Raw genomic sequence first — 20071 nt, forward strand, 5'->3', positions numbered from 1 at the left:
TTTACGAATACGTAATTCGTACGTCTAATTTCATACTTCAAATTTTTGACCATGTCCAATCAAAAACGTCTTTTCCTGCTAGATGCCTACGCTTTGATATTTAGAGGGTACTATGCCCTGCTTAAAAATCCTAGAATCAATTCCAAAGGCATGGATACCTCCGCCATAATGGGGTTCGTTAATTCTCTGTTTGATGTGATCAAAAGGGAGAAGCCGGACCATTTGGCGGTATGTTTTGACAAGGGTGGCAGTGTGGAGCGTACCGAACTGTTTGAAGCTTACAAGGCCAACAGGGATGAAACTCCTGATGCAATAAAAATCGCAGTACCATATATCCAGGATATCCTCAAGGCTATGAACATCCCCGTAGTGGAACTGGCAGGTTATGAAGCGGATGATATCATTGGAACATTGGCCAAACAAGCCGAAAAGGAAGACTACCAGGTTTTTATGGTGACACCTGATAAGGATTTTGGGCAATTGGTTTCCGAGAACATATTTATGTATCGCCCTGCCCGTATGGGCAATGGGATTGAAATCTGGGGCATCCCCGAAGTACAAAAACGTTTTGGGGTGGAGCGCCCAGACCAAGTAATCGATTATTTGGGGATGATGGGTGATGCCAGTGACAACATTCCTGGACTTCCGGGAGTTGGTGATAAAACTGCCAAAAAGTTTCTAGCGGATTTTGGTTCCATGGAGGAACTTCTGGCAAACACGGACCAACTCAAGGGAAAAATGAAAGAAAAGGTGGAGGCCAATGCCGAACTGGGCAGACTTTCCAGAAAATTGGCCGAAATCAAGATAGATTGCGATGTAACCTTCAATGCAGATGATTATGAAATGTCCGAACCTGACGGCGGAAAGGTACAGCAGATTTTTGATGAACTGGAATTTCGTCGACTTAAAGAACAGTTTGCCAAGATATTTTCTGGCGAGACAGAAGCCGCTCCTGTGGAAGCTTCAACTTCAAAAACCGTGACCAAACCTCAGGCAGCAGGTAGTGGTCAATTCAGTCTATTTGGTGCCAACCCTGCCGATGCTCCGGCCACAATAAAAGATGCCAACAGCAGAAATACGATAACCGACATTTCCCATTTGTATCAAAATGTATCTTCAGGACTTGGGCTGAATCTTTTTATGCAAAAGCTCATGCAGCAAACTTCCGTTTGTTTTGACACCGAAACCACATCCATCAATCCTTTGGAGGCGGAACTGGTAGGTATTGCCTTTAGCTGGGAGGCAAAAAAAGGTTTTTATGTCCCTATTCCAGAAAATCGAGAGGAAGCCATGGAAATCTTGGACCAACTGCGTCCCTTTTTCGAGTCGGAGACGATTGAGAAAATTGGACAGAATTTGAAGTATGACATAAAGGTCATGAAAAACTATGGGGTTGAGGTCCGTGGAAAGCTCTTTGATACTATGTTGGCTCATTACCTCATCAATCCGGATATGAGACATAATATGGATGTCTTGGCGGAAACCTACCTCAACTATAGTCCGGTATCCATTACCGAACTTATCGGTAAAAAAGGTAAAAATCAGTTGAGCATGCGCCAAGTCCCTTTGGACAAACAAACGGAATATGCCTCTGAAGATGCCGATATCACCTTGCAGTTAGCGCAACATTTCAGACCTGAATTGGCAGAAGCCAAAACGGACGAGCTTTTTGAAACCATCGAAGTGCCATTACTCAGGGTATTGGCGGATATGGAGACCGAAGGCATCAACTTGGACGAAGGTTTTTTAAATTCCCTTTCGGATGATCTGGACACCGATATTAAATCCCTTGAACAAAAAATTTACGATGCCGCAGGGGTACAGTTCAACATTGCATCACCAAAGCAATTAGGAGAAATCCTGTTTGAAAAAATGAAGTTGGTGGACAAGCCCAAAAAGACCAAAACAGGTCAATATTCCACCGCTGAGGATGTTCTGTCCTATTTAGCCAAGGATCATGAGATTATCCAAAACGTATTGGATTTCAGAGGGCTTTCAAAACTTAAGAGCACCTATGTGGATGCCCTTCCCAATGAGGTTCAAAAGCATAGCGGTCGGGTACACACGGACTATATGCAGACTGTTGCCGCTACTGGCCGATTAAGCAGTAACAATCCCAATTTGCAAAATATCCCCATCAGAACGGAGCGGGGTCGCCAAGTCCGAAAGGCTTTTATTCCGCGAGATGAAAATTACACCTTATTGGCCGCGGATTATTCGCAAATTGAACTTCGAATCATTGCCGCCCTAAGTGAGGAGAACACCATGATAGAGGCCTTTAAGAACGGAGAGGATATTCATGCCTCAACCGCTGCACGGGTGTTTAACGTTCCCCTTGGGGAAGTAACACGAGAACAACGTAGCAACGCCAAAACAGTGAACTTTGGAATTATTTATGGAGTTTCCGCCTTTGGATTGAGCAATCAAACCGATCTTAGTCGGTCCGAGGCCAAAGAATTGATAGACACGTATTACAAAACCTATCCCAAACTCCGAAACTTCATGGGAGACCAGGTAGACTTTGCCCGTGACAATGGTTATGTCCAAACCGTACTGGGAAGAAGGCGCTATCTAAAAGACATCAATGCCGGGAATCACGTGGTGCGCGGAGCGGCCGAACGAAACGCGGTAAACGCGCCTATCCAAGGTAGTGCGGCGGATATTATCAAAATTGCCATGATCAATATCCATAAAAAACTCTCAGAAGGGAATTACAAGACCAAGATGTTGTTGCAGGTACATGATGAATTGGTCTTTGATGCCTATAAACCAGAATTGGAAGAGGTGAAGACACTCATCAAAACCGAGATGGAGAATGCCTACCAACTAGCTGTTCCACTTGATGTAGAAGTTGGCATTGGCGACAATTGGCTTGAAGCACATTGATATGGTTCTGATTGACTGGGCAGAGATTCAAACGCATAATGCATGATACAGTTCCTGAAGACCGTTTTCAAACATTTTTTTAATAGCAATACCTTTCAAAAAGGTGCGGCCTTGGCCTATTATGCGGTCTTCTCTATATTTCCCATCATAATAATTCTTATTTCTCTCTTGGGAATGATCTTCGGTAAAGAAGCGGTTTCAGGGGAAATTTTTGCGCAACTAAAGGATAATCTGGGAAGTGATGCCGCATGGCAAATTCAGGATTTAATCAAAAATCAACATGTAAACCACAACTCTTTGCTTACCGCAATCATCGGTTTTGCCACTTTGGCCTTAAGTGCTTCGGGAATGCTAGGACAAATTCATAATGCTTTCAATGCAATCTGGGGCATTAAAGCCAAACCCAAGAACAGTATTCTACGATACTTTACCAAGCATCTTGCCTCGCTATCAGTTTTGATCTTCCTTTTTTTCATCCTGTTGGTAAGCACTTCGGCCAATTCCTTTTTGGTAAAACATAACGCCTACGTAAATCCGGATCACCAATTCTTGCTCATTTATGAACATTTAGTTTCATTCGGCATTGTCTCCTTAATGTTTGCCATTATGTTCAGGTTTTTGGGCGATGCCCAAGTGCACTGGAAATCTGCTTTGTTTGGTGGTATTTTTACAGGCTTCCTATTCATTTTCGGAAAAATTGGAATAGGCATGTATCTGGGGAAAATGCATATTAGCTCCGTCTTCGGTTCGGCCAGCGTTTTGGCATTGATCATGCTTTGGGTATATTATACCTCACAAATTATGTTCCTAGGTGCCTCTTTTGTCAAGGTATTGAGTGATACCACAAATCGGAAAATCAAGCCCACCAGTAATGCTGTAGCTATTGAAAATCAAGAGATTTCCTCGTAAAAACCCACCCTTTACACCACTATTATGATACGCAAAATTTCAACCTTATCAGTTTTAATCGGTTTTCTTTTGATCGGATTAGAATCGATTGCGCAAGAAGGAAATTACAAACCCAATATCGTCTATTTTCTTGCCGATGATCTTGGATATGGCGAAGTGGGAGTCTACAGTCAGGAAAAAATCAAAACACCCCATATGGACGCATTGGCGAAAAGCGGAATGCGCTTCACACAGCATTATTCCGGAGCACCAGTATGTGCCCCGGCACGATATATTCTTCTGACCGGCAAACACGCTGGGCATGCCTACATTCGCGGAAATGACGAATGGGATGAGCGAGGGGATGTCTGGAACTACGAGAAAGCGGTCGCCGACCCAAGTCTGGAAGGACAGCGTCCAATTCCCACCAACACGGTAACTCTTGCAAAAAAACTGAAAGAAGCAAACTATGTCACCGGAATTTTTGGCAAATGGGGCCTCGGCGGGCCGGGAACCGAAGGCGTTCCAACAAAGCAAGGTTTTGACCAATTCTACGGTTACAATTGCCAACGACAGGCCCATACCTTATACCCCAACCATCTTTGGGAAAATGAGCAAAAAATAATGCTCAATAATGCCTTGATCCCTCCGCACACACCGCTTCAATCTGATGCAGACCCTAATGTTGAAAACAGCTACTCAGATTTTATCCAAAAAGACTATGCCCCGCAGCTTATTCATGAAAAAGCACTTGAATTTGTGGAAACCCATAAAGACTCCGCTTTTTTTCTGTATTATGCCTCACCCCTTCCCCATTTACCTTTACAGGTACCTAAGCAAGATGTTGACGTATACCGTGAAGTTTTAGGTAGCGAGAAACCCTATACGGGTGATCAAGGTTATTTCCCAAACCAACATCCCAGAGCTGCCTATGCTGCCATGATTACCTATCTCGACAATCAGTTGGGAGAGCTTGTTGGGAAACTCAAGGAACTGGGACTCTACGAGAACACTTTGATTATTTTCTCCAGCGATAATGGCCCGACCTATACCGGCGGTGTTGACTTTGACTTCTTTGAAAGTTCTAAACCCTTTGGCAATGGAGCGGGTAGAACCAAAGGAAATGTGTATGAGGGTGGAATTCGGGTTCCCATGATCGCCAGTTGGCCGGGGAAAATCAAAGAAGGAAGCACATCCTATCATATTTCTTCCTTTTACGATGTATTGCCAACGCTGTGCGATATTACTAAAATTGAAATACCAGAAGCTATTGACGGCATGAGCTTTAAGCCAACCCTTTTTGGGGAAGAACAACCCAAACATCACTATTTGTATTGGGAATTCCCAAGCTACAAAGGGCAGCAGGCGGTACGTATGGGAAAATGGAAAGGGATTCGTAAAAACATTTTCGAAGGCAATCTCTCCATAGAACTCTATGATTTAGAAACAGATGTACTTGAGGAAGTGGACGTATCACGTAAACACCCCGATGTTGTAGAGCGCATAGCGGCCATTATGCAAAGAGAACATGTGCCGGCGGAGAACCCAAAGTTTCGATTCAAAGAATTGGGGGATAAATAGGTCCAAACAGGATTTGCTTCCGGATCATTACTTTTCGTAGTTCTCGCCAATCTGGTTAAGAACCCTGAGAAATGCTTCAAACTCTTCACCATTCAAATCCCGAATGGCCTTTTTTCTAAGTTCGACAGCGTGGGGCAGTATAAGGTTTATAACTTCCTGTCCTCTTGGAGTGAGTTCCAGCTTAAAACGTTTTTGATCTCCTTTAAAGCGAAGCTTGCTGATCCATCCTTTGGCTTCTAGTTTTCCTATGACCCTTGAAGTTGTCGCCCTGTTCCGAAAATTGGTACGCACAATTTCCCTTTGGGATGCCTCATCACCCAGTTCCGCTATCCGATGTAGAATTACCCATTGCTCGATCGTTAGGTCTACGCCAAGCTCCTCAAACTTGCGCAAGTAGGCATCTTGCACCTTGCGAAGCACAAGATCTAAGTGCAGTCCAATACCGGAAATTTTGTCAATATGGTTCAACATTTCTTAAGAGGATCGCTTTGATTCCATAGCACATGGGAAACTACAACATAAATATCTATCAATTTTAACAAAAATTTGTCCAATACCTGATGAAAATCATTTCAAAAATACTATTTTTGTTGCACTAACAACAATTTTAATATTTGTATCAAAATAAAACCTATGGAAACCACAGCAATACCAAAAATTCACGATACGGCAAAAGACTTCATGCCGATCAACGGTACAGATTATGTCGAACTGTATGTAGGGAACTCCAAACAGGCGGCACATTTCTATAAAACTGCATTTGGATTTCAATCCCACGCCTACGCAGGTCTTGAAACCGGACTAAAGGACAGGGAGAGCTACGTGGTTATCCAGGATAAAATTAGACTGGTACTTACCTCCCCTCTTAAAAGTGGTACGGATATAGGGAAACATATTGATAATCACGGGGACGGAATCAAAGTAGTGGCTCTTTGGGTGGATGATGCCACCTATGCCTATAACACGGCCATGGAACGTGGTGCCAAATCTTATATGGAACCCCAAACTGAAGAGGATGAAACCGGAAAGGTAGTCCGATCTGGAATCTACACCTATGGGGAGACCGTACATATTTTCGTGGAACGAAAGGCTTATGAAGGTGTCTTTTTACCCGGTTACAAAAAATGGGAAACGCCAGATTACAACCCAGAGCCGGTGGGTCTTAAATATGTGGACCATATGGTAGGAAACGTGGGTTGGAACAAAATGGACCATTGGGTTGAATTCTACGAAAAAGTAATGGGCTTTGTGAACATCCTTTCTTTTGACGACAATGATATTTCTACCGAATACACCGCGTTGATGAGCAAGGTAATGAGCAATGGTAACGGACGTATCAAGTTCCCAATTAACGAGCCGGCCGAAGGCAAGAAAAAATCCCAGGTTGAGGAATATTTGGATTTCTACGAGGGCGAAGGTGTACAGCATGTTGCCGTAGCTACAGATGATATTATTACCACAGTAAGACAATTGCGTAGTAGGGGTGTGGAATTCCTAAGGGTTCCTGACACCTATTATGACGTGGTTACCGACAGGGTTGGTGAAATTGATGAGGACATCGCTCCATTGAAGGAATTGGGCATTTTGGTTGACCGGGACGACGAGGGCTATCTGTTGCAGATTTTCACACGTCCTGTGGAACCAAGACCTACCATGTTCTTCGAAATCATTCAAAGAAAGGGTGCACAATCATTTGGAAAGGGTAACTTTAAGGCACTGTTCGAAGCCATTGAGCGCGAACAAGAAGTAAGGGGAACTTTACACTAAACAAGTTCAGAGGTAAGAGTGCAACGTTGATTCTGTATTGTTAACTACGTGCTCTTAGCTCATAACTCTAAACTTTTAATAATGCCCATTTATCACAAGCTTGGAAAGATTCCGCAAAAAAGACATACCCAGTTTACCAAATCTGACGGGAGTCTTTATTACGAACAATTGTTTGGCACCATTGGTTTTGATGGCATGTCGTCATTGATGTACCACGAGCATCGTCCAACACAGGTTTCATCGATAGGGGAAGCCATTGATCTAAGTCCAAAAATTGCGGTCCAAAAAAACATCACTTCTAGAAAACTAATTGGATTTGATGTACAACCAAAGGATGATTTTTTAGAAGCGCGAGAACCTCTTTTGGTGAATTCGGATGTCCATGTTGGACTAGCAGCTCCGAGAAAATCGATGACCGAATATTTCTATAAGAATTCGGATGCCGATGAAATGTTGTTCATCCACCGGGGAACTGGTACCTTAAGAACTTTCTTGGGCAATATCCCTTTTGAATATGGGGATTACCTTATCATTCCAAGAGGCATGATTTATCAAATAGATTTTGACACCGAGGACAATCGCATTCTATATGCGGAGTCCTTCCATCCCATTTATACACCAAAACGCTATCGAAACTGGTTTGGGCAACTCTTGGAACACTCTCCCTTTTGCGAGCGTGACTACAAACTGCCTGAGAATTTGGAAACCCATGATGAAACTGGGGAATTTGTTATTAAGATAAAGAAACAAGGCATGCTCCATAGTTTGGTCTACGCTTCACATCCTTTTGATGTGGTAGGCTGGGACGGTTACAACTACCCATATGGGTTCTCCATCCATAATTTTGAACCCATCACGGGCCGTGTGCACCAACCGCCACCTGTGCACCAAACTTTTGAAACCAGTGCTTTTGTCGTCTGTTCATTTTGCCCAAGGCTATACGATTACCATCCCAAGGCCATTCCTGCACCTTATAACCATTCCAATATTGATTCCGATGAGGTCCTCTATTATGTGGATGGGGATTTCATGAGCAGAACAGGTATTGGACCAGGGTATATTTCGTTGCATCCAGCAGGTATTCCCCATGGACCACATCCTGGCACCTATGAAGCCAGTATTGGCAAAAAGGGAACCGAAGAGCTAGCTGTAATGATAGACACCTTCAAACCTTTACAGGTGACCGAGAATGCCCTTAAGATAGACGATGGCACCTACTATAAATCTTGGGTAGAGTAGTAAATAACGAAGTTAGACCATAGATGTTGGATAAGTGTGCTTCACCACCCAAAAACCTGCTCACATCAAACGTCTAAAATCTCATATCTAAACAAAATATGATCATTAATATTCCTGATAATTCAGACTTTTCAATACACAACATTCCCTTTGGGATATTTTCCACCACAGATCGCGCTCCGCGTGCCGGGGTTGCCATAGGCGACCACATCTTGGATTTAGCTGCAGTGGCCGAACTGGACGTGTTTGAGTTCAACACGGCGGTTTTGGAAAAGGATACGCTTAACGATTTTATCGCGTTGGGAAAGTCCATCACCAAAAAGGTTCGGAAAGACATCCAACACTGGTTGCAAGAGGAGGATTCCATTTTGGCTGGAAGGCCCGAATTGTTTGTGCTACAATCCGAAGCCCAAATGCATATGCCGGTAATCATCGGTGATTATACCGATTTCTATTCCAGCATTGAACATGCCACCAATGTAGGCAAAATGTTCAGAGATCCAGCAAATGCCCTTCTACCCAACTGGAAACATATTCCTGTTGGTTACCATGGACGCGCATCTTCCATAATCTTAAGTGGAGAACCCATTTATAGACCACAAGGACAAACCATTCCCAACGGAGCGGACCAACCCGTTTTTGGGCCCTCTCAACGCTTGGATTTTGAGTTGGAAATGGGATTCATTACGGGAAAAAATACCCAATTGGGTGAATCCATTCCTACCGATGAGGCAGAGGATTACATTTTCGGAATGGTGCTCTTTAATGATTGGTCGGCAAGAGACATTCAAAAATGGGAATATGTGCCCTTGGGGCCATTTTTAGCCAAAAATTTTGCTTCCCATATTTCACCTTGGATCGTAACCTTAGAAGCCCTGGAACCCTTTCGCGTTTCGGGACCTGAACAACAACCCAAGGTGCTCCCGTATTTGGAGTACAACGGAGAAAAAAACTTCGACATCAACCTTGAAGTGGGAATAGCACCGGAAGGAAGTGAGGAACAAGTGGTTTGCCGGTCTAACTTCAAATACATGTACTGGAACATGGCCCAGCAGTTGGCTCACCATACGGTAAATGGGTGTAACATCAATGTCGGTGATCTATATGGTTCCGGTACTATTTCAGGTAAGGATGAAGACTCTTATGGTTCTATGTTGGAATTGGCCTGGATGGGTACCAAACCATTGACGATGAAAGATGGTACGGAACGTAAGTTCATCCAAGACGGCGACACTGTGATTATGCGTGGTCACAGTCAAAAAGGGGATGTACGTGTTGGTTTTGGCGAAGTAAGTGCCAAGGTGCTTCCGGCCAAATAGATGTTTATCTTCGCATAAAATCCTTAGGAATGTCCAGTATAAAAACAATTGACCCCTTATCCATTCCCCAACCAGAACTGCATGCTTATTTGTTGACGGCCGTAGCGCCAAGACCCATCTGTTTTGCGAGTACAGTTGATGCCGAAGGAAATGTAAATTTGAGTCCATTTAGTTTTTTCAATGTATTCAGTTCCAATCCGCCAGTGATGATCTTTTCTCCGGCTCGGAGTGGACGGGACAATTCGCTAAAACATACCCATCAAAACATAAAGGAAATTCCTGAAGTGGCTGTTAATATCGTGGATTATCCCATAGTGGAACAGATGTCTTTGTCCAGCACGGCCTACGACAAAGGGGTAAACGAGTTTCTTAAATCCGGATTGACAGAGGTCGCCAGTGAAAAAATACGTCCTCCAAGGGTTGGCGAGGCACCGGTTTCTTTTGAATGCACCGTGGATCAAGTTATTGAGCTTGCCGACACTCCTGGTGCAGGAAACCTTATTATAGCCAAGGTAGTTTTATTGCATATTCGTGAAGATTTCTTGGACGAACTTGGAAAGCTGGACCCTAAAAAATTGGATTTAGTTGGACGAATGGGAGGTAGTTGGTACACCCGATCAAGTGGGGATTCTCTTTTTGAAATACCGAAACCAATCCGAAACAAGGGAATTGGCGTGGACAACCTACCTGAAAGCGTAAGGAACAGCACGGTACTTACCGGGAACAATCTTGGTCGTCTGGGAAACATGGAACAACTACCGTCGGACGAATTGATCGATTCCATCGGAAAAGGCGATGAAGTCTTAATGCTGGAAAAGAAACTTAAATCGAATCCTAAAAAACTACAGAAAGAGCTGCATTGGTTGGCCCAGCAAATTTTAAAGGAAAATCATACCGAAAAGGCAATGGCAGTATTGATGTACGCAGAAAAAATAGCTTAATGAGCAAAGGAATAGAGTCTATTTTCAAGCCATATCTACAACCCAAAAAAGCTTATGAAGGAGGCAAGGGCTTACCCACCGACAAAGGGAAGAAAATCTATAAGCTCTCATCCAATGAGAATCCTATAGGACAGTCCCCTAAGGCCAAATTGGCCATCATCAAGGCTATTGAAAAGTTGGACATTTATCCGGACCAAACGGATATTCGTTTACGCGAAGCGCTCGTAAAAGATTTCAACAATCAACTAACCGAAGACCAGTTTATTTGTGGCAATAGTGGTTCGGAGCTTATTGATATGATTCTTAGGGCCTTTATCCAAGAAGGAGATGAAGTGATCTATTCCAACCCCTGTTTTTTACCCTATTCCGTGTTTTCAAGGTGGTATGGGGCACAACAGGTGGATGTTCCCCTCCTGGAACCGGATTATAGATTTGACTTGGATGGAATTTGCAATGCGATTACGGACCGCACCAAAATAATATTCCTGACCAGTCCCAATAACCCTACGGGTTCCTATATTCCAAAATCTATTTTAGATGCATTTTTTAACAGCATCCCAGATAATATTCTTGTGGTATATGACGAGGTGTACCGGCATTTTGCTGATGCGGAAGACTATGCTACGGCTCTTGACTATGTAAAAGAAAGGCGAAATATCGTAGGTATCAACAGTTTTTCCAAGACCTATGGTTTGGCCGGGCAGCGAATCGGATATTGTTACTCCACTCAAAAAATTGCCCAATATATAAGACAAATACACAAGCCCTTTCTCTTGCCTATTACATCTATTGAAGCCGGAATTGGGGCCTTGGAAGACATAGCGTTCATCGACAAGACTGTTACGACCGTTTTAGAAGGGCGTAACTATCTGGCTAATGCATTTCAGAGGTTGGGTATTAGGTTTTGGCCCACACAAGCCAACTTTTTCCTGATAGACCCACCCCTACCAGAATTTGAATTCACGGATTTTTTAATGGAGGAAGGGGTCATGGTACGTCCTGTGTCACAATTTGGTGCTCCCGGCAAGGTAAGGATCACCATCGGCGATGAAGAGGCCAATAAGGCCTTGGTGAGCGCTTTGGAAAAAATAAAGCCCCGCAATTAAATTACGGGGCCTTTTATCCTTTCTGGCAGGGTACTACTGTCTCGTAAATACAGCATCCGCACCAGCATAGTTATTTGCATCTACACTTTCGCCCGGCACAATAAGCGTATTTCCATCCAATTCGATGGTAAATGCCTCATCGGCCTCCCCTTCTTTGGAGATGGTGAGCTGGTCGCCATTCAACACCCATAGGGCAGACTCTTCATCCACTTCGGTAGGACATGGAATATCCAAACCTCCTGTTCCAACATTAATGGATAGGTGATCTACCTTACTATCGGTATCCAAGGTACCGCTTTCGTTAAAGGTGAATGTTATCAATTCGCAGTCAATTCCTTGCAAAAAACCAAGAATCTGTTTGGCAAAATTTAAATCGTCATCATTTGTCCCAGCATCAATGCGAATATCCGTCAACAACCACGTACCGACAAGACCATCGGATTCGGCTGGCGTATCATCAGAGTTGTTATCCTCAGAACAGGAAAAGGCAATTGTGGCGACATAAAACAGTAGCAATATATACTTCTTCATTTGGGGTAGATTTAGAAATCCTATCGGAATAACGGAAAAAACCCAAAATTAGTGCAATAGTTCGCCAAGTGGCTACAGCACAAATCTATAGGTGGCCTTGAGCAGAAAGATGTTCTGTGGTTTCTGTCCGAAAATATTATCCCCCAAACCAGACAATAGCCCTGAGGAAGGATCTCCATCGCGCGAAACATCTTGGGACCACACTAGAAAAATCTCCGAACCAGGTATGTACTCCCATCGAATCACCAAATTGGACCGAAACTGCACCGCTGAAAAATCAGGATCATCAAAACTGAAATCCTCAGTGCCACTCAAGTCCTCATCAACCGAATAAGTGCCGTCAGCAAGGGTCAGTTGATTGGCTGTATATGGGGTAAAACGATCTTCGAAGTACTTTGCAGTTGGATTGGAAACATGTTTAAAATTAGAATACCTTCCTCTTGATATAAACGGTTGCCCCCAATACTGTATCGTCAAATTTGGATTGATGGTATAATTCAATCGAAACGACATGCTCAACGTACGCTGGCTGATTTCACCATTTAGATACCGTGTTGCCCCATTAACATCGTCAAAATTGTCAATGTATTGCAACCCGTCATTGTTGATGCGCAAGGAAGGAAAGGCAGATATGCGCAATGCGTTTATGGGCTGATAGGTTAGGCCTGCTTCCACAAAATAAGACTTAAAGGAATTGTCAACCGCTTTTCTACCATTGTGAAAAAAGCGAAATACCACCTTTTTTCTGCTGTCTGTGTTGATACTGTTCCAAAAGCTTATCCATGGCGACTGGCGTAATCTAGGTCCTCCCCGTAGCGCAAAATTGTCATATTGGATAGGTGCATAATTGAATCCAAAATTTGTAAACCAATTGTTCTTCCAATTTTGCCAACTATTGGTATTGAATTGCAAATAATTATGATTACCTCCAAAATCCCATGCGCTCCAATGGTTATAGTTAATCCCTACCCGTCTAAAGGTACTGTCGGGTTTAAGGGTTTGATAGCCAATCCATGTGTAATGCCTTATATCGTCCGCTTGGCGCTGAAACCCAATGTCGTTCAACTCCAGTTCAGGGGAACGCCAGGTACCACCGGATTCAAATCGCCAATGTCCGTTTCCTATCTTCCCGATCTGAAGGTTACCCCCGCTTCCTGTCAGGGAGGTTCTATCTGAATCTATTTCAACATGATCCGCCCCTTCTCTTTGGAACAAATGGGTTATGGATTCTTGGGTATTTGTTATAGCTTCCGTACTTCCCTGGACATGACTTAGGATGAGGTTACCTTCAAGATACCAATCACGATTGTTCCATTGGTGTTTAAAGTCCACCCCACCAGTAAATGCCGACTTATGCAGAAAATCCAGTTCTTGGGTTAAGTTGTCCCTATTGGTCGCTGTGAAAATTCCACCTATATAGGAGTTCCTATTGTTAAAATCCTTTTGAAGTCGTCCTACAAAATAGTTGGTCAAGGGCTCCACCACTTCCCTATACTCATCGCCATTTTCTTCGCGGACTGTAGCATAGCGTTTTGCGGTGACACTTTCCAAAACCCCAATAGCCCATCCATTTTTGGTCTTTCCACTGAATTTGGCCGCCCCTACGATTGGAGTATTGTCCGGCTGTTCCACAAAATCGGTGTCCTCAGTATCTGGTGAACCTTGGGGACTTCTTCCAATTCGTCTGGAATAGAAAACATTATCAAAACCAAAAGTGTTACCCGCCTCGGATTGGGAAAGGTTGAAATCAAATATGTTTTTGTTTTCCACGAAAAATGGACGTTGTTCCCTAAAGAAAATTTGGAATCCGTCCAAGGCAATGGCAGATGGGTCTGCTTCGACCTGACCGAAATCTGGGTTTACCGTTAGGTCTAGGGTAAGGTCATTGGTGACGCCAATCTTGGCATCCAGACCAACCGTAAAATCGCTCTCGTTCCCATCCCTAAAGGGGTTGCCTTCTTCTGCTTCATAGGTTTCCCCGCTTGTAACAGTATACGGTTGAATTTCCAGTTGCTTCTGAGGCTCTATATTCTTCAGCCCGTGTAGCTCTCCAAACTCGCTCACCCAACCTGGCTGATCTATAGGTTTTCGCTGCCACAATGATCGTTCCTCGGCTCGGAATATCCTTCTGGTAGATTGCAGTCCCCAAACTTGGTCTTCTTCTGCCCCAAATTTGAGTTGACTTAGGGGAATCCGAAATTCGGCCGTCCAACCCTCTGCATCCACATTGGTCTTGGTATACCAAATGGGGTTCCAACTAGAATCCCAGTTATTTCCGTTATTCGAAACAAACTCATCCCCTTTGACACCAGACACTGTTGTAGTAAATGAAAAAGCGGTGCGTTTATCGTGATAACTATCTATATTAAATTCCACCCAATCCCCTTCAAAACCATCTCTCCGGGAAAGTCGCTTTTCAATTTTGTCCGGTTCCCCATCATAACATCGTACTCCTATATATAGATTTTTGCTGTCGTAAACAATCTTAAACTTGGTTTGCTGCTCTGGAGGTGTATTCTCATCAGGTTGGAATTCTATATAGTCACCGGCCCATTCGACAAGGTCCCAAACAGGGTCGTTCAACAGCCCATCAACCGTTGGGGGCTGTTCCTCCCCTATGGGCTTGGTAACATAAATCTTCTTTGGAACCACTGTAGTTGAATCCTGAGCACATAAAAAAAAGGAAATACAGAACAAAGGGATAAAGATGATTAGTCTGTTCACCGTGATTTGTTTTTGATTGATTCGTTGAAGTAAAGACCGCCAAAAATCCAAACAGTTACACTTCTTATTATCTTTGCCCAGATTTTAACATAAAAACCATCACTTTTGATTTCGGATTGGGTGCGGTTTTACCCTGACTGGAAAAAGTCAAAAATATTCCCGATCAACCATTTGTAATTCAATCTAATAATTGTACATTTGCAGCCCGTTATTCGGGATAGGTTTTTAAATCAATAATATTCTAGGAGTGGACACATTAAGTTATAAGACTATTTCTGCCAATAAATCTACCGTTGACAAACAATGGTTATTGGTTGATGCTGAGGGACAAACATTAGGAAGAATGGCTTCAAAAGTAGCCAAGTTGCTTAGAGGTAAACACAAGCCCAATTTTACCCCGCACGTAGACTGTGGTGATAATGTTATTGTTATTAATGCAGAAAAAATCAACCTGAGCGGAAACAAGTGGGAGGACAAAGAATATTTGAGGTATACTGGATACCCTGGAGGTCAACGCTCCACAACCGCAAAAGAGTTGTTGGACAGAAACCCAGAGCGTATTGTTGAAAAATCCATCAAAGGAATGCTTCCAAAAAATAGATTGGGAGCTGATTTGTTCAGAAACCTAAAAGTATATGCTGGACCTGATCATGGTCAAGAGGCACAGAAACCTAAAGCAATAAACTTAAACGACTTTAAATAATGGAAGTGGTTCATAAGATTGGTAGAAGAAAAACTGCTGTAGCTAGAGTATATGTTTCCGAAGGAAAAGGGAACATCACCATCAATAAAAAAGATTTAAAGGACTACTTCACCACCGCAACCCTGCAGTACAAAGTGAAGCAACCTTTTGCCTTGACCGACACTGAAGACAGTTACGATGTTAAAGTAAATGTATACGGCGGTGGAATCACTGGTCAGGCCGAGGCAGTTCGTTTGGCCTTGTCCAGAGCGATGTGCGAAATTAATGAGGAAAACAGAGCTGTTCTTAAGCCAGAAGGTTTATTGACCAGAGACCCAAGAATGGTAGAAAGGAAGAAATTCGGTCAAAAGAAAGCCCGTAAGAAATTCCAGTTCTCTAAGCGTTAATATTTCAGGTGCTAGCACCTATTATATAAGTTCATTGAAAACCCTGGATATTTTTTCAGGGTTAAATTTTTAACCAAGTTGTCGTTGTTCCAAAAGGAAAAAACGAACTTTTGGAATTTAGTTTAGCATCTAAATGGTAAGGGCGCGCATGTTTTTGCAACCACCGGACCATTGCTACTACAACGGAACGTAAACTAATTACAGAAATGGCAAGTAAAATCGAAGTCAAAGACTTATTGGAAGCAGGTGTGCATTTTGGACACCTCACAAGAAAGTGGAACCCCAACATGTCTCCTTATATCTACATGGAGCGAAACGGTATCCACGTTATCAACCTTTACAAAACAGTTGCAAAATTGGATGAGGCCAATGAGGCCCTAAAAAAGATTGCAGCTTCTGGCCGAAAAATCCTTTTCGTTGCCACTAAGAAACAAGCCAAGGACATTGTTGCGGATAAAGTATCCAAAGTAAACATGCCTTACATTACGGAAAGATGGCCAGGTGGTATGTTGACCAACTTCGTTACCATACGTAAGGCGGTTAAGAAAATGGCCGCTATTGATCGCATGAAAAAGGACGGTACGTTCAACACACTTTCCAAAAAAGAAAGACTTCAAGTTGATCGTCTTCGTGCCAAATTGGAAAAAAACTTAGGTTCCATTGCTGACATGACCCGTTTGCCAGGTGCAATCTTTATTGTTGACACCATGAGAGAGCATATCGCAGTTAAAGAAGCACAAAAATTGAACATTCCAATTTTTGCCATGGTGGACACCAACTCTGATCCAAGACCTATCGATTATGTGATTCCAGCCAATGATGATGCTGGTAAATCCATTGAAGCGATCATGACCGAGGTTACCCAGGCTGTAGCAGATGGTTTGTCAGAGCGCAAGAACGACAAACAGGAAGAAAAAGAAGCCAAGGCGACAACTGAAGCTGAGGCTCCAGCTGCCAAAGCGGCCGCTCCTGTAGAGGCAAAGGAAGCAGCTGAGCCTAAAAAAGAAGCTCCGGCTCCAAAAGCAGAAAAAGCTGAGGCTCCCGTTGAGGAAAAAGTAGAAGAGGCACCTGTGAAGGCCAAAGCAGAGCCAAAAGCGGAAAAAGCGGATGACCTTACCAAAATAGAGGGAGCTGGACCAAAGGCAGCCGAAGCCTTGGTAAACAAGGGAATTGACACCTTTGCCAAACTTGCAAAGGCCGACCCTGAAAAAATCAAGGAGATTTTGACGGAGGCGAGTTCAAGAATGGCCCATCTAGATCCAACTTCTTGGCCAAAGCAAGCGCAAATGGCCGCTGACGGAAAATGGGATGAGCTAAAAGAATGGCAAGACAACGCTAAAGGTGGAGTTGAATAAATCAACCCATCTTATTTAACGTGTTTTACTTTACATAAATTTTAAAAAAAGAAAAAATGGCAAAAATTACCGCCGCAGAAGTAAATAAATTAAGAAAGACCACCGGAGCTGGAATGATGGACTGCAAAAATGCGTTGGTTGAGGCTGATGGTGATTTTGAAAAAGCAATTGAGATCCTTAGGAAAAAAGGACAAAAGGTAGCTGCTAAAAGAGCGGATAGAGAATCTGCCGAAGGTGCGGCCATCGCTAAGGTCAATGCAGAAAATTCAACTGGGGTTATCATCTCCTTGAATTGTGAAACCGATTTTGTTGCCAAGAACGACAGCTTTGTAACATTGGCCAATGACTTGGCCGATTTGGCCCTTGGTTTTGACAGCAAAGATGCTTTTCTAGCTGCTTCCTTCAACGGAATGACGGTTGCCGAAAAACTTACAGAGCAGACAGGGGTTATCGGAGAGAAAATCGAGATTGGTGGATTTGAAAAATTGAGTGCTCCTTTTGTAGGTTCTTATATTCACGCAGGAAACAAAATCGCTACTTTGGTAGGTTTGTCTGCTGCAGTTGATGGTGCCGCCACAGCTGCCAAGGATGTAGCTATGCAAGCTGCCGCTATGAATCCGGTTGCATTGAATGAAGAAGGCGTTGATCAGTCCGTTATTGACAAAGAAATTGAAATAGCCAAAGATCAACTACGTCAAGAAGGAAAGCCGGAAGCCATGTTGGAAAACATTGCCAAAGGAAAATTGAAGCGTTTCTTCAAAGACAACACTTTAGTGAACCAAGCTTTCATTAAAGACAGCAAGCAAAGTGTTGCCCAATATGTTAAGTCAGTGGATTCCAACCTTGAGGTTACTGGATTCCAGAGAGTGGCTTTGGGTTAAGAAAACTAGTGTACAAATAAAAAAACCGCCTCAGTTGAGGCGGTTTTTTTATGCATGAAAACTAATCTATTTCGATTTTATAAGAATATTACCATTAAAGGTCTTAAACAGCATCTCGGGTCCACCTCCATTGATCTTGCCCCTAACCCACTGCTCCAATTGCACCTTGTAGGTCCCTCCGGAATTATTCTTTTTAATTTCTGGTTGATTGGAGCCCACCTGCATATCAAAATCAGTAAAAATATCGCCCATATCGGTCTTGGCCTTTACATCAGCTTTTAAAGAGCTTGGAAACGTAATATCCAAATCACCATTTAAACTGCTAAAGGCCATATTCGCATTTTGGTCGATCGTAATGAAATCGACCTTAATGTCTCCATTAACCGTATCGGTTGTAGCAGAACCACTGACGGCCTCCATGGTGATCCCTCCATTGACGTTTGTAATTTCCATCTCTCCGTTGATACCCTTTACGGAAATCTCACCCTCATTAATCGTTCCCAGCTTCAATGAAAAGTTCTTGGGCACCTTGACCTCAAGATCAGTAACCTTGTTTACCTGGTCATTGTCTACAACAACCACATTGTTTTTCTCTTCGGCACTGATATCCATGGAGGAGTTTTGGATTCTTTTAAGTCCAGAGGTGCCTCCTTTTGTCCGATGATGACCACGTCCATCGCCAAAACTTGCCTTAACGACCACTTCCGTACCTTCATAGGCCTCCACATGGATAGAGCCCGTTACCTGTTCAATAACAAGTTTCCCGGGACTCCCAGGATTGCTTAGCGGGATGGTAAATAAATCCATGCTCTTCTCCTGCCCCATTAGACTATGGGCAAACAAAAAGGCCATAACGATACCTAGCATATTCAACTTTTTCATAACCTTATATTTTTTTGATAAACACATTTCCGTTCAACGTTTCAAAATCGAAGTCAACCACTCCAGAGCCAATCTGTACAACCGGTCGAGCTTCGTATTTGTATTTGGGCTTATTTCCTTTCCCGGTTTTTTTCTTGGTCCGCATAAATTGTTTGTTCACCTCAAAATCCGTGAACATCTCCCCATTCATGCTTTTAAATGAAATATTTGCAGATAGGCTCTTCTGATAGGAGATATTGATATCCCCATTAAGTGAATAGTACTCCGAAGCACTATTGGGATTATCAGCATAGCTGATATCCACAGCACCGTTAATGCAGTGCACCTTGGTTTTTCCAGTTACATTGGTTAGGGCAATTCCCCCATTTATGTTTTCCGCTTTTATATCAGTCCCACGGGTTTCTTTTATCACAACCTCACCATTATTGACCGTACTTATATTCAGCTTAAGCTTATTGGGAACCTTAATTTTAATGTTTAGCACATGTTCATAAGATGGTTCATCATGGTTATTGCACCAATTATACTTTAAGTTTTTACCATCAAAGTCAATGTAAGGTGCATCCGGATGCAATACCACCCTATTAGATTCCTCAATAATGTTGAGCTTAAGCTCTTTTTTTCCCAATTCCAGTTCCTCTTTGGTGTCAGCGGTAATCGTTTTTTCAGCATCCAGTTGTATGGTATTACCATTGTACCCTTCCACGCTAACTGAGCCAAAAACATTTTTTACCACTAAGGTGTTGCCGTTTTGGTTCCCCATTTGGATTTCCTTTTTTATCACCTCCGTGAATTCCGTTTCTTGGGCCGTGCAGCCCGGCACACTGATCAAAAAAATCAGTGCCATTCCTAAAACTAACTGTTTCATCATGTTAAAATTTA

17 protein-coding genes are annotated in these 20071 nt (G+C 43.0%); 12 read left to right on the top strand and 5 right to left on the bottom strand.

The window, feature by feature from the left end; translation table 11 throughout:
- Positions 1 to 51 precede the first annotated feature (51 nt).
- The 3 genes from polA to BUC10_RS09965 are packed head-to-tail and all read left to right on the top strand — an operon-like array spanning position 52 to position 5355.
- Positions 52 to 2886, top strand: coding sequence for a DNA polymerase I (gene polA, locus BUC10_RS09955; RefSeq protein ID WP_073179072.1), 2835 nt, complete (start codon positions 52 to 54; stop codon positions 2884 to 2886).
- A gap of 42 nt (positions 2887 to 2928) precedes the next feature.
- Complete coding sequence (locus BUC10_RS09960; RefSeq protein WP_073179074.1) at positions 2929 to 3795, top strand: YihY/virulence factor BrkB family protein; 867 nt, start codon at positions 2929 to 2931, stop codon at positions 3793 to 3795.
- A 24-nt stretch (positions 3796 to 3819) separates the two neighbouring features.
- Positions 3820 to 5355 carry an arylsulfatase gene (locus BUC10_RS09965; protein WP_073179077.1) on the top strand — a complete coding sequence of 512 codons (1536 nt, stop codon included), beginning with the start codon at positions 3820 to 3822 and terminating at the stop codon, positions 5353 to 5355.
- A 27-nt stretch (positions 5356 to 5382) separates the two neighbouring features.
- Here the strand turns inward: BUC10_RS09965 and BUC10_RS09970 are convergent, their stop codons facing one another.
- Positions 5383 to 5826, bottom strand: coding sequence for a MarR family winged helix-turn-helix transcriptional regulator (locus BUC10_RS09970; RefSeq protein ID WP_073179079.1), 444 nt, complete (start codon positions 5824 to 5826; stop codon positions 5383 to 5385).
- A 162-nt stretch (positions 5827 to 5988) separates the two neighbouring features.
- Here BUC10_RS09970 and hppD point away from each other — a divergent pair, with 162 nt between their 5' ends.
- The 5 genes from hppD (at position 5989) to BUC10_RS09995 (ending at position 11727) form a co-directional block, all read left to right on the top strand.
- Positions 5989 to 7122, top strand: a complete 1134-nt coding sequence (gene hppD / locus BUC10_RS09975) for a 4-hydroxyphenylpyruvate dioxygenase (RefSeq protein WP_073179082.1) — start codon at positions 5989 to 5991, stop codon at positions 7120 to 7122.
- An 81-nt stretch (positions 7123 to 7203) separates the two neighbouring features.
- Positions 7204 to 8361, top strand: a complete 1158-nt coding sequence (locus tag BUC10_RS09980; RefSeq protein ID WP_073179084.1) for a homogentisate 1,2-dioxygenase — start codon at positions 7204 to 7206, stop codon at positions 8359 to 8361.
- 98 nt (positions 8362 to 8459) lie between these two features.
- Positions 8460 to 9680 (top strand): fumarylacetoacetase, encoded by a 1221-nt coding sequence (fahA, locus tag BUC10_RS09985; protein WP_073179086.1) that lies wholly within the window; start codon positions 8460 to 8462, stop codon positions 9678 to 9680.
- Between the two features lie 29 nt (positions 9681 to 9709).
- Positions 9710 to 10621, top strand: a complete 912-nt coding sequence (locus BUC10_RS09990) for a flavin reductase family protein (RefSeq protein WP_073179088.1) — start codon at positions 9710 to 9712, stop codon at positions 10619 to 10621.
- Positions 10621 to 11727 (top strand): pyridoxal phosphate-dependent aminotransferase, encoded by a 1107-nt coding sequence (locus BUC10_RS09995; RefSeq protein WP_073179091.1) that lies wholly within the window; start codon positions 10621 to 10623, stop codon positions 11725 to 11727. Before BUC10_RS09990 ends, BUC10_RS09995 begins: the two co-directional genes overlap by 1 nt.
- A 33-nt stretch (positions 11728 to 11760) precedes the next feature.
- Here BUC10_RS09995 and BUC10_RS10000 read toward each other — a convergent pair whose 3' ends face one another.
- Entirely contained in the window at positions 11761 to 12258 is a 498-nt protein-coding gene (locus BUC10_RS10000) for a lipocalin family protein (RefSeq protein ID WP_073179094.1), read from the bottom strand.
- Positions 12259 to 12330: 72 nt separating this feature from the next.
- On the bottom strand, positions 12331 to 14982 hold the full coding sequence (locus tag BUC10_RS10005) for a DUF5916 domain-containing protein (protein WP_084732616.1): 2652 nt from the start codon (positions 14980 to 14982) through the stop codon (positions 12331 to 12333).
- A gap of 247 nt (positions 14983 to 15229) precedes the next feature.
- On the opposite strand from BUC10_RS10005, the gene rplM reads away from it, so the two are divergent.
- The 4 genes from rplM to tsf all read left to right on the top strand — a co-directional run bounded on the left by rplM (position 15230) and on the right by tsf (position 18307).
- Positions 15230 to 15685, top strand: a complete 456-nt coding sequence (rplM, locus tag BUC10_RS10010; RefSeq protein WP_073179096.1) for a 50S ribosomal protein L13 — start codon at positions 15230 to 15232, stop codon at positions 15683 to 15685.
- A complete protein-coding gene (gene rpsI, locus BUC10_RS10015) occupies positions 15685 to 16071 on the top strand; it encodes a 30S ribosomal protein S9 (RefSeq protein ID WP_073179099.1) in 387 nt (128 codons plus the stop codon). The genes rplM and rpsI overlap by 1 nt, the downstream gene beginning before the upstream one ends.
- A 206-nt stretch (positions 16072 to 16277) precedes the next feature.
- Positions 16278 to 17426 carry a 30S ribosomal protein S2 gene (rpsB, locus tag BUC10_RS10020; protein ID WP_073179101.1) on the top strand — a complete coding sequence of 383 codons (1149 nt, stop codon included), beginning with the start codon at positions 16278 to 16280 and terminating at the stop codon, positions 17424 to 17426.
- Positions 17427 to 17482: 56 nt separating this feature from the next.
- The gene (gene tsf, locus BUC10_RS10025) at positions 17483 to 18307 is read left to right on the top strand and encodes a translation elongation factor Ts (protein ID WP_073179103.1); all 825 of its coding nucleotides are present in this window, start codon (positions 17483 to 17485) and stop codon (positions 18305 to 18307) included.
- 66 nt (positions 18308 to 18373) lie between these two features.
- On the opposite strand, the gene BUC10_RS10030 is transcribed toward tsf, so the two are convergent.
- Entirely contained in the window at positions 18374 to 19189 is an 816-nt protein-coding gene (locus BUC10_RS10030) for a DUF4097 family beta strand repeat-containing protein (protein WP_073180066.1), read from the bottom strand.
- Between the two features lie 4 nt (positions 19190 to 19193).
- The gene (locus tag BUC10_RS10035) at positions 19194 to 20060 is read right to left on the bottom strand and encodes a DUF4097 family beta strand repeat-containing protein (protein WP_073179105.1); all 867 of its coding nucleotides are present in this window, start codon (positions 20058 to 20060) and stop codon (positions 19194 to 19196) included.
- Positions 20061 to 20071 lie beyond the last annotated feature (11 nt).

Origin of the sequence: Flagellimonas flava (assembly GCF_900129665.1) — a bacterium.
GTDB classification, from domain to species: Bacteria; Bacteroidota; Bacteroidia; order Flavobacteriales; family Flavobacteriaceae; genus Flagellimonas; species Flagellimonas flava.